The organism is uncultured Parasphingopyxis sp., from assembly GCF_937129435.1.
Lineage (GTDB): Bacteria > Pseudomonadota > Alphaproteobacteria > Sphingomonadales > Sphingomonadaceae > Parasphingopyxis.
This window is the reverse complement of record NZ_CAKZNF010000041.1, coordinates 1-12,828: the sequence shown is the minus strand read 5'-3', so window position 1 is coordinate 12,828 and position 12,828 is coordinate 1. Positions and strand designations below refer to the sequence as shown.

At 62.5% G+C, this 12,828-nt stretch carries 11 protein-coding genes; 3 read left to right on the top strand and 8 right to left on the bottom strand.

Translation table 11 applies throughout. The features are described from left to right. The first annotated feature begins 16 nt into the window (after positions 1–16). Together Q0139_RS07910 and Q0139_RS07905 are read left to right on the top strand one after the other, a co-directional pair. Entirely contained in the window at positions 17–1,204 is a 1,188-nt protein-coding gene (locus Q0139_RS07910) for an acyl-CoA dehydrogenase family protein (protein ID WP_298019850.1), read from the top strand. Between the two features lie 155 nt (positions 1,205–1,359). Then, positions 1,360–2,868, top strand: a complete 1,509-nt coding sequence (locus Q0139_RS07905; RefSeq protein WP_298019848.1) for a class I adenylate-forming enzyme family protein — start codon at positions 1,360–1,362, stop codon at positions 2,866–2,868. A 3-nt stretch (positions 2,869–2,871) separates the two neighbouring features. On the opposite strand, the gene Q0139_RS07900 is transcribed toward Q0139_RS07905, so the two are convergent. The 8 genes from Q0139_RS07900 to Q0139_RS07865 form a co-directional block, all read right to left on the bottom strand. Further along, positions 2,872–3,156 (bottom strand): hypothetical protein, encoded by a 285-nt coding sequence (locus tag Q0139_RS07900; protein WP_298019846.1) that lies wholly within the window; start codon positions 3,154–3,156, stop codon positions 2,872–2,874. Between the two features lie 137 nt (positions 3,157–3,293). Next, positions 3,294–4,130, bottom strand: coding sequence for a TIR domain-containing protein (locus tag Q0139_RS07895; protein ID WP_298019844.1), 837 nt, complete (start codon positions 4,128–4,130; stop codon positions 3,294–3,296). A gap of 39 nt (positions 4,131–4,169) precedes the next feature. Next, positions 4,170–4,691 carry a hypothetical protein gene (locus Q0139_RS07890; RefSeq protein ID WP_298019842.1) on the bottom strand — a complete coding sequence of 174 codons (522 nt, stop codon included), beginning with the start codon at positions 4,689–4,691 and terminating at the stop codon, positions 4,170–4,172. A gap of 79 nt (positions 4,692–4,770) precedes the next feature. Further along, positions 4,771–5,991, bottom strand: coding sequence for a serine hydrolase (locus Q0139_RS07885; RefSeq protein WP_298019840.1), 1,221 nt, complete (start codon positions 5,989–5,991; stop codon positions 4,771–4,773). Between the two features lie 39 nt (positions 5,992–6,030). After that, a complete protein-coding gene (locus Q0139_RS07880; protein ID WP_298019838.1) occupies positions 6,031–7,113 on the bottom strand; it encodes a Zn-dependent alcohol dehydrogenase in 1,083 nt (360 codons plus the stop codon). A 119-nt stretch (positions 7,114–7,232) separates the two neighbouring features. Further along, positions 7,233–8,513: an acyl-CoA dehydrogenase family protein gene (locus tag Q0139_RS07875; protein ID WP_298019836.1), complete on the bottom strand. Its 1,281-nt coding sequence runs from the start codon at positions 8,511–8,513 to the stop codon at positions 7,233–7,235. 32 nt (positions 8,514–8,545) lie between these two features. Continuing rightward, the gene (locus Q0139_RS07870; RefSeq protein WP_298019835.1) at positions 8,546–10,009 is read right to left on the bottom strand and encodes an MFS transporter; all 1,464 of its coding nucleotides are present in this window, start codon (positions 10,007–10,009) and stop codon (positions 8,546–8,548) included. Further along, entirely contained in the window at positions 10,006–11,325 is a 1,320-nt protein-coding gene (locus Q0139_RS07865) for an MFS transporter (RefSeq protein ID WP_298019833.1), read from the bottom strand. The genes Q0139_RS07870 and Q0139_RS07865 overlap by 4 nt, the downstream gene beginning before the upstream one ends. Before the next feature lie 124 nt (positions 11,326–11,449). On the opposite strand from Q0139_RS07865, the gene Q0139_RS07860 reads away from it, so the two are divergent. Further along, positions 11,450–12,649: an acyl-CoA dehydrogenase family protein gene (locus tag Q0139_RS07860; protein ID WP_298019831.1), complete on the top strand. Its 1,200-nt coding sequence runs from the start codon at positions 11,450–11,452 to the stop codon at positions 12,647–12,649. The last annotated feature ends 179 nt before the right edge of the window (positions 12,650–12,828 follow it).

The window sequence follows — 12,828 nt, the reverse complement described above, 5'->3', positions numbered from 1 at the left end:
GCTGGAGAGACCCGCCATGGCCGATGCCGAACCGATCGAACAGTTTCGCGAAGAAGCGCGCAGCTGGCTCGAAGAGAACTGGATTCCCTCGCTCAAAGGACGCCACAATCCGATGGGCATGGTCGACGGGCCGACGGACATGTCCGAGGATATGGTCGAATGGCGCAGGCGGCTTGGCGAGCGCGGATTCGGCACGCCGACATGGCCGAAACCCTATGGCGGCGCCGGGCTGTCGTCCGAAGAAGCGGCGGTGCTCGACGAGGAAATGCGCAAGATCGGTGCCTATAACCCGATCGGCGGGCTTGCCGTAGGCATGTTCGCGCCGACGCTGATGGAATTCGGCACCGAGGAGCAGAAGCTGAAATGGCTGCCGCCGCTTTCCGATGGTTCGACGCGCGGCTGCCAGGGCTATTCGGAGCCGGGCGCCGGATCGGACCTCGCCAGCCTGCAGAGCTTTGCCGAGGACAAGGGCGATCATTATCTCGTCAACGGGCAGAAGACATGGCAATCGGGCGGGCAATGGGCCGATTTCTGCTTCGGTCTGTTCCGCACCGACAAGTCGGTGAAGCATGACGGCATCACCTTCCTGATCATCGACATGGATTCGCCGGGCGTCGAAACGCGGCCGATCCAGTTGATTTCCGGCAAGTCGCCCTTTTGCGAAACCTTCTTCACCGATGTGAAGGTGCCCAAGGAGAACCGCGTCGGCGAGGAAGGGAAGGGCTGGACGATCGGCAAGCGGCTGCTCCAGTTCGAACGCTCCGGCATCGGCGGCGGCGGGGCGCGCAGCCTGCTGCGCTCGCTCTCCGATCATGCGAAAAATTATGTTGAACTCGATGACAAGGGCGAGATCGCCGACAAGGCGCTGCGCCGGGAGATCATCGAATACGATATGCGCGCCCGCAATTTCTTCACCACCGTCGCCCGCGCGCAGGCCGAAGCGAAGGCGCAGGGCGGCCCGTCGGCTTCCAGCTCCGCGCTCAAGAATATCGGCGCCGGTCTCGTTCAGAAGCGGTCCGAGCTCATGGTCGAGATCATGGGCATGAACGGATATGGCTGGGAAGGCGAGGGCTTTACCGAGGAAGAACTGGCGCAGACTCGCGACTGGCTATGGCACCGCGCCGTGACGATCTATGGCGGATCGGACGAGGTACAGAACAACATCCTCGCCAAGCGCGTGCTGGGGATGCGGGATCATCAATAGGACTATACGGCTGGTGACCTAGAGCGCCGTCATTCCCGCGAAGGCGGGAATCCAACTCCCACAGTTCCAATGAGTGGCACAGTCAGGTGATGGATTCCCGCCTTCGCGGGAATGACGAATTGGGGTAGGGCGAAAACCGAGAGGATACCCGATACATGACGACAGCCGCTGAATTGCTTGCCCAGGATTTCGGATCGTTCGCCGAACTGATCCATGCGCATGCGAGTGAGCGCCCCGATGCCGAAGCGGTGATCGCCGGCGATGTGCGGCTGACCTATGCCGATCTCGACCGGCTCGGCGATCGCATCGCGGCACAGTTGCAGGCGAAGGGGCTGAAAAGCGGGGAATCGGTTGCGGTCTGCGGGCTCAACGGTTGGGCCTATGCGGCGCTCTGGGTCGGCATACTGCGCGCCGGCGGCTGCGTGGCCCCGTTCGCGCAAAGCTCGACGCCCGACGCGCTGCGGCTGATGCTCGACGACAGCGGTGCGCGGATCTTCTTTGCCGATGCCGATATCCGCGCGGCGATGGATGTTCCGGAGGGCGTCGAGACCGTCACCCTCGACGACGACGACACGTTCAATGCCTGGTTGCCGGCCGAGGGCAGCAAGCCCGAGCCCGTCGCGCTCGACCCCAAACAGGGCTTCAACATCATCTATTCCAGCGGCACGACGGGGACGCCCAAGGGTATCGTCATGCCGCAGGAGATGCGCTGGCGGCAGGTGCGTGCGCTCTTCACTTCGCCGGATACCGTCTCGATCCTCTCGACGCCGCTCTATTCGAACACCACGCTCGTGGTCTTCCTGCCCACTCTCGCTTCGGGCGGGAAGGTCGTGCTGATGAAGAAGTTCAACACGGTCGAATTCCTCACCCTCAGCGAGCGCGAGAAGGTGACGGCCACTATGCTGGTGCCGGTCCAGTATAAGCGCCTGATGGCCGAACCGCGCTTCGATGAGTTCGATCTTTCTGCCTATCAGATGAAATTCTGCACGAGCGCGCCCTTCGCCGCCGAGTTGAAGGCCGAGGTGCTAAAACGGTGGCCCGGCGGGCTTGTCGAATTTTACGGCATGACGGAAGGCGGTGGCTCATGCGTCCTGCGCGCACACGAATTTCCCGACAAGCTCCACACCGTCGGCCAGCCAATGCCCGATCACGACATCCGCCTGATTGACGAGGAGGGGAACGAGGTGCCGACCGGCGAAATCGGCGAGATCGTCGGTCGCTCGGGAACGATGATGAAGGGCTACAAGAACCAGCCCGAAAAGACGCGCGAGGGCGAATGGTATGACAGCGAGGGCAATCGCTTCATCCGCACCGGCGATGTCGGCCGGTTCGACGAGGACGGCTTCCTGACGCTGATGGACAGACGCAAGGACATGATCATCTCGGGCGGGTTCAACATCTACCCCAGCGATCTGGAAGCCGTCGTAAAGGAACATCCCGATGTCGACGAGGTTGCGGTGATCGGCGTCGCCAGCGAGGACTGGGGCGAGACCCCGGTCGGCGTCGTCGTCGGGCCGCGGGATGCCGAAGTGGTGCGCAGCTGGGCGAACGAGCGCCTCGGCAAGACGCAGCGCCTTTCCGCCGTCTACATCGTCGATGAACTGCCGCGCAGTGCGATCGGAAAGGTTCTCAAGCGCGAGCTTCGCGAGAAGCTCGCGCTCTGACGATCAGACGTTGCAGTTCCAGTCGTAGGTCGAACCCTCGGCTGGGACAGCGGTGCAGGTGAGTTCGGTCTCCTGACCGGTGCCCGGATCGATGACCGTCGCCGTGCCCGAATAGCCATCGCCATCCTCGTCCGGCGCCATTTCGACGCCCGTCACTTCGATGCCGTCTTCGGCATATTGGCTTTCGATCGCTTCCTCGATCGCATCGCTATTGTCGATGCTGCAAGCAGAGCCGAGGCCCAGCGCGGCGATGGCCACGACCAGCCCGATTCGCGTTGATGAATTCATTGTCATTCTCCCCCAAAGGCTGTGCCAGCCGAACCTTGCTGTAACTGATCGCGAAACCGGACCGAGTAAAGCGCTATTTTATCGCGGCGTGGGGCATGGGCGGCGGAGCGGCTCGGAAGTGTTTGGTCGGGCCGGGCCTAGCCGCCATCGATCACACGGACCTGCTGGCTGTCGATATATCCCTCGGCGCCGTCCTCGGTCATCACCGGCCACCAGCGATCGTTGGTGCGCGATACGTTGAAGATGTCGTTCGCCATCACCCGGCCGACTACGGCGGAGTTCCCGGAGGGTGCGATGCGGATATAGGCGAAGCCGGTTGGATCCTGCACGACCGCGTCGAGAGGATAGGACTGCACGACCGCGCTTTCCTCTTCGGCCGGTTCGAGCGGCTCGCGGTCCGCATAATTGTTCCACACGCGAAACGCGATGATCGCGATCAGCGCGATGACGGAGACGGCGATCAATCGGATCGCCGGGCCTCGCCTCTTGGTCCGCAGTTCTTCGCGAATATCCTCCGCGCTTGGCGGCACATCCGTCGGTGCCGGAGCAGCGGCAGGGCGAGGGACGGCAGGATCGTCCCCGGTCCGCCCGCACAGTTCGGCAAGGCTGCCCTGCACCTTGGTCCAGCCGCGATGATCGGGCTCGCCATTCCAGTCGCCAAGCTTTACGAACTGGATCTGGTTGAACGGCATTGGCGGCTGGGCGTCGTCCAGCGTGACCTGGATCAGCTTCTTCTGGTTGCGCGCGACATCGGCCTCTGCCCGCACCCATTCGGATTGGACCGCGGTTTCGGACCAGACGACGATCCCCGCCTTGGCCTGACCGATTTTCTCGGTGATCACATCGCCATAGCTTTTGTGCGGCGGCAGTTCTTCGTCCCACCACAGCACATAGCCGAGTTTGCGCACCTTCTCAGCGAGCAGCCGCACGCGATCCTCATTGTCGCGCGAATAGGAGATGAAGACATCGACCATCGCCGTCCGGCTACGCGCTAGAGATCAGGCTGACAATCGTCATCCCGCCGGTACGGGCCTCAACGTGCCGTCGTCGCAGTTGATGTTGAATTGCGTGCCTTCCTGTTCGCCGGCGCATGTGATCAATGCACGCGCGCCATTCGCCGTGTTCTGGATCGTCGCATCCCCGCCAAAGGCCATATCTTCGCCCGTGCGCTCAAATTCATAGTCGAGCAGATCGATCCCGCGCTCGGTATAGGTCCCGCGCAGCAACTCGGCAGCCTGATCGATCACCGACGGCGTCATCGTTTGGCAGGAATAGCTCGATGACATGCTGGTCATCGAAACATCGCAGTTTTTCGTGCTTGTTTCCTCGCCATCGACGACATCGATCCAGACGTTATAATCGTTTCCTTCTTCGCCTTCTTCCACCGAAATCCAGGTGACTTCGGCACCGTCTTCGGAGAAATCCTCGGTCATCTTCGCCTCGACCTCTTCGATCGAAACCGGCTCGCCCATTCCGCATCCGGCGAGTAGCAAGGCGATCGGCGCGGCGGCGGCGATGGATTTGATGGATAGCATGGGAACCCCTTTCGCGTGGTCGCGACCCCAATTTCGTCATTATCCCCTATCGCAGCGGCATTGCCAAGCCTGACCGGTGCTATGCCAGTGCGGAATAGATCAGCGTCTTCAACTCGCGCCGGATGGGATAGACGTTCGAGGGCTGGAGCTGCGTCATGAAAACCATCGTGATCTCCTCGACCGGGTCCACGAAGAAGGCGGTCGAATACATACCGCCCCAGTAAAACTCGCCCGGCGAACCCGGCATCATCGATTTCGCCACATGCTGCGTCACCGCAAAGCCGAGGCCGAAACCGGTGCCCGCAAGCTGTGCTTCGCTGAACAGCGAGGTCGACATGTCGGCGAGCGACTGGCCGCCCGGCAGGTGGTTCATCGTCATCAGGTCGATCGTCTTGCGCGATACGATCCGTGCGTCGCCGAGCGTGCCGCGATTGAGGAGCATCGTGCAGAAGCGGTGATAGTCCGCCGCAGTGGAAACAAGCCCCCCGCCGCCCGAGAGCAGCTTAGGCTTGCTGTGCCACAGGCTGTTTTCGGCGCTATCGTACAGCACCGGCTTTTTCGGGGTCCAGGTCCAGCAGTCGCCGAACCGGTCACGCTTCTTCTTGGGGACGGTGAAGCCGGTATCGACCATGCCGAGCGGCTTGAAGATATGGTCGCGGAAATAGGCATCGAGTTTCTCGCCCGAGGCGCGCTGGACGATGGCGCCGAGGACATCGGTCGAGACCGAATAATTCCACGCGTCTCCGGGCGAGAATTCGAGCGGCAGTTCGCCGAGCGCGGCGACGAAGCTGTCGAGATCGTGGTTGCCGTGCCAGTTTTCGAGCTTGCCGGTGCGATAGGCGAGATCGACGTTCGAGCGGTTCTGGAAACCATAGGTGAGGCCGGAAGTGTGCCGCATCAAATCGACGAGCCGCATCGGTCCGTTTGTCGGCCTGGTCGCGAACGGAACGCTACCGCCGCCGGCATCGTAAACCCCTATGCCCTTGAACTCGGGCAGGACGCGGTGGACCGGTTCGTCGAGCGCCAGCTTGCCCTGCTCGACGAGCTGCATGATCGCGATCGAAGTGATCGGCTTGGTCATCGACGCGATGCGGAAGATCTGATCTTCGCGCAGCGCGTCGTTCCTCTCGGCATAGGACTTGCCCTGCGTCGAGATCAGCGCGACCTCGCCCCTTCGCGCGACGAGCAGCTGCAGCCCGCGCAGCTTTCCGGTATCGAGATAGCGTTCCTTGAGAAAAGCCGGGATGGCGTCGAGCCGCTCGGGAACGAAGCCGAGGCTAGCTGGATCGGCAGTTTGCATGTCTTTCTCCCAATGTCTCCCCATGGCGGGGAGGAACAATCAGTCGAACATGATCACCGAGCGCGTGCTTTCGCCCGATTTCAGCTTGTCGAAGCCTTCATTGATCTGGTCGAGTGAAATGCGTTCGGCGATCACCGAATCGAGGTCGAGCCGACCGCCCAGATAATGTGCAACGAGCCGGGGCATGTCCTGCATGAAGTGGCCCGCCCCCATGAGCGCGCCCTTGACCGACTTGCCCTGCAGGAATTCCGGACCGTGGATTTCGACCATCTCGCCGGGCGCGATCATGCCGACGATCACAGCCGCGCCGCCGCGGCGCAGGACTTTCCAGGCAAGCTGGGCCGTCACCGCCTTGCCGACGCATTCGATGGCATGGTCTACGCCGCCGCCGGTCGCTTCAATCACCTGGCTGACGACGTTCTCGTCGATCGCGTCGAAGGTCATCGTCGCGCCCATCTTTTCCGCCATGGTGCGCTTTGATTCGACCGGATCGATAGCGACGATCTCGCCCGCGCCGGCGATCTTCGCCGCGTTGATTGCGGACAGGCCGATACCGCCGGCGCCGATGATCGCAATGCTCTCGCCCGCCTTGATCCGCGCCGCGTTGAACACCGAACCGGCGCCGGTGACGACCGAACAGCCGATCAGCGCAGCGCGGTCCATCGGCATTTCCTTGTCGATGGCGACGCAGGCATTTTCGTGGACGAGCATTTCCTCGGCAAAGCCCGACAGGTTCAGAAACTGCGCCATCGGCTCGCCGTCGATCGTCAGGCGCGGCGTGGTGCCGGGCGTGCGCTGCATCGAGGGATCCTGGCACAGCGTGAATTGCCCGTTCTGGCACAGTTTGCACGAGCCGCATGACGGAGCGAGGAATGTGACGACATGGTCGCCCGGCTGAACATGGGTGACCTCGCTGCCCACCGCCGTGACCACACCCGCCGCCTCATGGCCGAGCACGGTGGGAAGCGGATAGGGGTAGACGCCGTCGAGGAAGTGGAGGTCGGACCGGCACAGCCCGCAGGCCTTCGTCTTGATCTTGACCTCGCGTGGGCCGGGCTCGTCGATCTCGACTTCGCCGATTTCAAGCGGCTTGCCCGGTTCGCGCAGAATGGCTGCTTTCATGAAAAAATTCTCCTACCTTTGTCCTTCCCGCCTTCGCGGGAATGACGGTGTATTTCTACCGGCTCACCCCGATATCGCCGCTCGAAATCTCGCCCCCGGAGGAGCGAGGGTCTTGATCTCTATCGCGTTACCGCCAGGTCGCCGCTTGAAATCTCGTCCGCGTCCGGCGCATGGTTGCCGAACTCCCAGCGCGCGATGGCGCGGGCATGGACCTCGTCCGGACCATCGGCGAGCCGCAACGTACGCTGATGCGCATAGGCGCTGGCGAGACCCGGATCGGTCGTCACACCGGCGCCGCCGAAGGCCTGGATCGCGTCGTCGATGATGTCGAGCGCCATTTGCGGCGCCGAAACCTTGATCATCGCGATCTCGTTGCGCGCCGATTTGTTGCCGGCCCGGTCCATCATGTCGGCGGCCTTCAGGCACAGCAGGCGGTTCATCTCGATGTTGATCCGCGCCTGCGCGACACGCCATTCCCAGATCGAATGATCGGCGATCGTCTTGCCGAAGGCGACGCGCGACTGCAGCCGCCTGCACATCTTTTCGAGGGCTTCTTCCGCTACGCCGATGGTGCGCATGCAGTGATGGATCCGGCCCGGCCCGAGGCGGCCCTGCGCGATCTCGAAACCGCGCCCTTCGCCGAGCAACAGGTTGGAGGCCGGGACGCGAACGTCCTTGAGCTCGACCTCCATATGGCCATGCGGCGCATCGTCATAACCGAAAACGGGCAGGTGGCGGATGATGTTTACCCCCTCGGCATCGATGGGCACCAGGATCTGCGATTGCTGACTGTGTCGCGCGGCATCGGGGTTGGTCTTGCCCATGACGATCGCGACCTTGCAGCGCGGATCGCCGAGGCCCGACGACCACCATTTGCGGCCGTTGATGACATATTCGTCGCCGTCGCGCTCCATCTTGGTCTCGATATTCGTGGCATCGGACGAGGCCACGGCCGGCTCGGTCATCAGGAAGGCCGAACGGATTTCGCCGTTCATCAGCGGGCGCAGCCACTGCTCCTTCTGCTCGAGCGTGCCGTAGCGATGGAGGACCTCCATGTTGCCGGTGTCGGGCGCCGAGCAGTTGAACACTTCGGACGACAGGCCGACGCGGCCCATCTCCTCGGCGCAGAGCGCATATTCGAGGTTGGTGAGCTGTTCGCCCTCGAACTCGAACGTATCGTCGACATGCTCCTGCCCCGAATGCGGCGGCATGAAGAAATTCCACAGGCCCGCGGCCTTGGCCTTTTCCTTCAGCTCCTCGAGCGTCTGGCTGGTGCCCCAGCGATTTTCGGGCGGGAATTCCGCGGCATAATCGTCGATGCGAGGACGGACCTCCTTGTCGATAAAGGCTTTGACGCGGTCCCGGAAATGCGTTTCGCGGTCGGTGAGGGTGAAATCCATGCTGTTCTCCTGTGGCTTTTCGATGGATGGGTTTACAAGGTTGTTTCTTGTGCCGTGCCGCGCATTCGCGCGATCCGGTCTTCGTGGTCTTTCTGATCGATCGGGAAGCGCGACACAATGGCGGCGGCGAAAAGGCCGAAGCCGATGATGACCACGGCAAAGCAGATCGCCAGGCTTTGCAACACATCGGCGGAAACCGTACCCGGCTCCGCCTCGCTCGGAAACGCCGCAATGGCCAGCACGGTGGCGGTCAGGGCGATGCCGAGGCCCGATACGCATTTCTGCACGAAAAACTGTCCGGCGAAGAAAATGCCTTCGGATCGCCGTCCGGTCCTTTCCGCATCGTCCTCGATCACATCGGTCAGCATCGATACTTTCAGGATCAGCGCCGAAACGAGCATCGAGGAACCGAGCCCGGCAAGAATGACAAGCAGCGGCAGAAGCATCGGATCGCCATTGTCCGGAAAATAGCCGGCAATGCGCGCCAGATAGGGCAGGGGAACCGCCACGATGGCAAGCAACAGGAAGCGCACGGCGGCGCGGCGCTTGCCGACCCGTCTCGATAGCCAGGAAGAGGCGAACACGGCGAAGCCGATGCCGACCACCTGCGCGATCATGAACCAGGCAAGCGCCTGGCTGCCCAGCTCCCAGAAATGGGTGATGAAATAGATGAGCAGGCCGAAATTGAGGCCCTGCGCGGCATTGGCGAACAGCGTGCACAGCATCAGGATGAGAAAGGCCCGGTTGCTCAGCGATCCGAAGACATTGCCGAAGCTCTGCCCGAGAGTCAGCTCTTCGCGCTCGACTGTGGGCAGATATTTGATCTCGCTATGCGTGCCGAGTGCCGACAAGGCGATGGCCAATGCCATAACGATGGCGGCGATGATCGCGAAATCGTGATAGCCGCGCGGATCGAGCTGATTTCCAGGATAGGCGGGGAGCAGCACGGCAAAAGCGAGCAGCAGCATCGAGGCGCCGCCGAGCCAGGCGAAGAAAAAGCGCAGGCCGAAAAGCCGCGTGCGCTCGTGATAGTCGCTCGTCAGTTCCGGGCCGAGCGAAGCCATCGGCACTTCGAAACAGGACATGGTCGCCCTCACCAGAAAGGCGACGCCGAAGATGAAGAGGAACATGTTGGCTCCGTCGGGATCGGGCGGGAACCAGAGAAGCAGATAGGCGAGCGCCGCCGGAACGGCCGAGGCGTAGAGAAAGGGATGCCTGCGTCCCCAGCGCGTCCGCAGATTGTCCGACAGATGGCCGATCAGCGGGTCGATGAACGCATCGAGGACGAGCGCGCAGAAGAGCGCGGTTCCGACAATCGCCTCGTCGACGCCGATCACCTGGTTGAAATAAAAGGTCAGGATCAGCGCGAAGCTGAGATCCTTCACGCCAAAGGCGATCGCGCCGAACCCGAAGAAAAATTTGACGCGGCCGGGCAGGCGCCGGTCGAGCGGGATGGCGAAAGCGCGTCCGCCTGCATTGGTATTGCCGATTGTCATTCGGTGTCAGCCTTCTCAATTGCCTGCCGCTTCAGCAAGACCCCGCCCCGCCAATAATGGAACAGGGCCCAGGGCGTCATCAGCGCAACGGTCAGCAGGGCGTAGCGAAGCGACTCATCGCCGAAGCGAGGGACGTAGAGATCGGACAGGATGCCGATCGCCGTCGGGCCGAGGCCAAGGCCGATCAGGTTGATGACCAGCAGAGTGATCGCCGCCCACACGGCGCGCATCTTGAGCGGCGCGAGCCCCTGGATCAGCGCGAAAGTCGGGCCGAGATAGCAGCTCTGCAGGACCTGGGCGAAGAAATAGGCGCCGACCGCCCAGTAAATATTCTCGAACAGATAAAAGCCGAGAAGGAACGGCAGGGCGACCAGCTTCAGCGCCATGATCATATAGCTTTGGGCATGGACACCGTAGCGATCGGCCAGCCAGTCGGCGAGCTTGCCGCTGCCGACGGCGCCTGCGACGCCCGCCACGGCAAGGACGGGTGCGACGAAATTGGCGACCTCCATCGTGTTCAGCCCGAAGCTGCGGATCAGATAGGCGGGTGTCCAGCCGGTCAGCGCATAGCCGATCATCGAGGTGATCGTGACGCCCATGACGAGGTGCACGGCCGCGCGGTTCGCCCACATCTTGCGGAAGCCTTCGGCGATGCTGGGCGAGTCTTGGGCCGCCGTCTGCATCGCATCGGACATGCCGCGGGGCGGCTCGACTGCCAGGAAGCGGACGACAACGGCGAGAACGATTCCGGGAAGGCCGACAACGAAAAAGGCGGTACGCCAATCGAAATAATAGGTGACGTTGCCGCCAAGGATCTGCCCGGCGGCGGCGCCGAGCGTTACGCCAAGCGAATAGATGGCGAGAGCGCCGGCACGTTTGTTGACGGGGTAAAGGTCGGCGATGATCGAGTGCGACGGCGGCGAGGAGCCGGCTTCGCCGATGCCCACACCGATTCTTGCAAGCAGCAGCTGGGTGAAATTCTGCGCCAACCCGCACACCGCCGTCATCGCGCTCCACAGCGAGAGCGCGATGCAGATGATGTTCCGCCGGTTCGCGCGGTCGGCGAGCCACGCCACGGGAATGCCGAGCGTCGCGTAGAAAAGCGCGAAGGCGAGCCCGGAAAGCAAGCCGAGCTGGGTATCGGAGAGCAGCAGGTCGGCCTTGATGTCCTCGAGCAGGATCGCGAGGATCTGGCGGTCCATATAGCTGAAGAAATAAACGGCGGTCAGCAGCCCGAGGGTGAGCGTCCGGCCCTTCATCGCGCGCGCGCGCTCGGCATCCTCTTCGGGCAGAATCACGTCCGCTGCGCTTGGCACTGAAACTCTCTCCAACTCGCGCCGGTCTTGATGCCGCCTGCTTGCTACAGGCTGCCCTTGTATTGACGCGCACGTCAAGCGTAAGGTGAAAAGAAAAAGACGACTCCGAAGGAGACACACAGCAATGAGTGACCTGGACGCTTTCCGCGCCGAAACGCGCGAATGGCTCGAAGCCAACTGTCCGCCCGAAATGCGTGAGCCCGTACGCGACGACGACGATGTCTGCTGGGGCGGACGCAACTGGACCTTCAAGAACGACGCGCAAAAATCATGGTTCGATGCCTGCGTCGCCAAGGGTTACACCGTGCCTGACTGGCCGAAGGAATATGGCGGGGCGGGGCTTTCGCCTCCCGAGGCCAAAATCCTCCGCGAGGAAATGGCGCGAATCAATGCGCGGCCACCGCTGTCGAGCTTCGGAATCTGGATGCTCGGGCCGGCGCTGCTGCATTTCGGCACCGAAGAGCAGAAGCAGAAATTTCTCAACGAGATCGCGCGCGGCGAAATCCGCTGGTGCCAGGGTTATTCGGAGCCGGGTTCGGGCTCGGACCTCGTGTCGCTCCAGACCTTCGGCGAGGACAAGGGCGATCACTGGGTCGTCAACGGCAGCAAGATCTGGACGAGCTATGCCGACAAGGCCGACTGGATCTTCTGCCTCGTCCGTACCGACAAGACCGACAAATATCGCGGCATCACCTTCATGCTGTTCGACATGGAATCGAAGGGCGTGTCGACCAAGCCGATCCTGCTGATCAGCGGCAACAGCCCGTTCTGCGAGACCTTTTTCGACGATGTCGAGGTGCCGAAATCCTACGGCGAGAACATCCCGGCGCAGGTCGGCGAGGTCAATCGCGGCTGGGACGTGGCGAAATATCTTCTCGGCCATGAGCGCGAGATGATCTCGAACACCGGCGGCAACGACCGCGCCGGCTCGTTCGGCAAGGCGGTGCTGCCGAGCTTCGGCGCCGATGCGATGGGCCGGCTCGACGATCCGCTCCTTCGCGCGAAGATTGCCGAACTCGATGTCGATGCGCTGGCCTTCAAGGCGATGGCCGAGCGGTTCATGGACACGCTGAAGGCCGGCACCGCGCATCCCGCGCAGCCGAATATGATGAAATATGCGGGCACCGAGCTGAACAAGCGCCGCAACGAGATCGTCATGTCGGCGGGCGGTTCGAACGCGCTCGAATGGGAGAGCGAGGCCTCGAACGGCGGCGCCAGGGCGCGCGGCTGGCTCCGCACCAAGGCGAACAGCATCGAGGGCGGAACGAGCGAGGTGATGCTCAACGTCATCTCGAAGCGCATCCTCGAACTGCCGGACGGCTAGAAAAGCCCTCTCCCCTTCTGGGGAGAGGGTTGGGAGAGGGGCAGTCCCTCTCGGTATTCAGAACAACTAAGGGCCGGTTGCGAGATTTTCCCCTCTCCCCGGCCCCCTCCCCCGCAGGGGGGGGGGGGGATAAAATGCCACTCTGTCGGAAGGACGACGAGGGGATGGCGCAGGATACG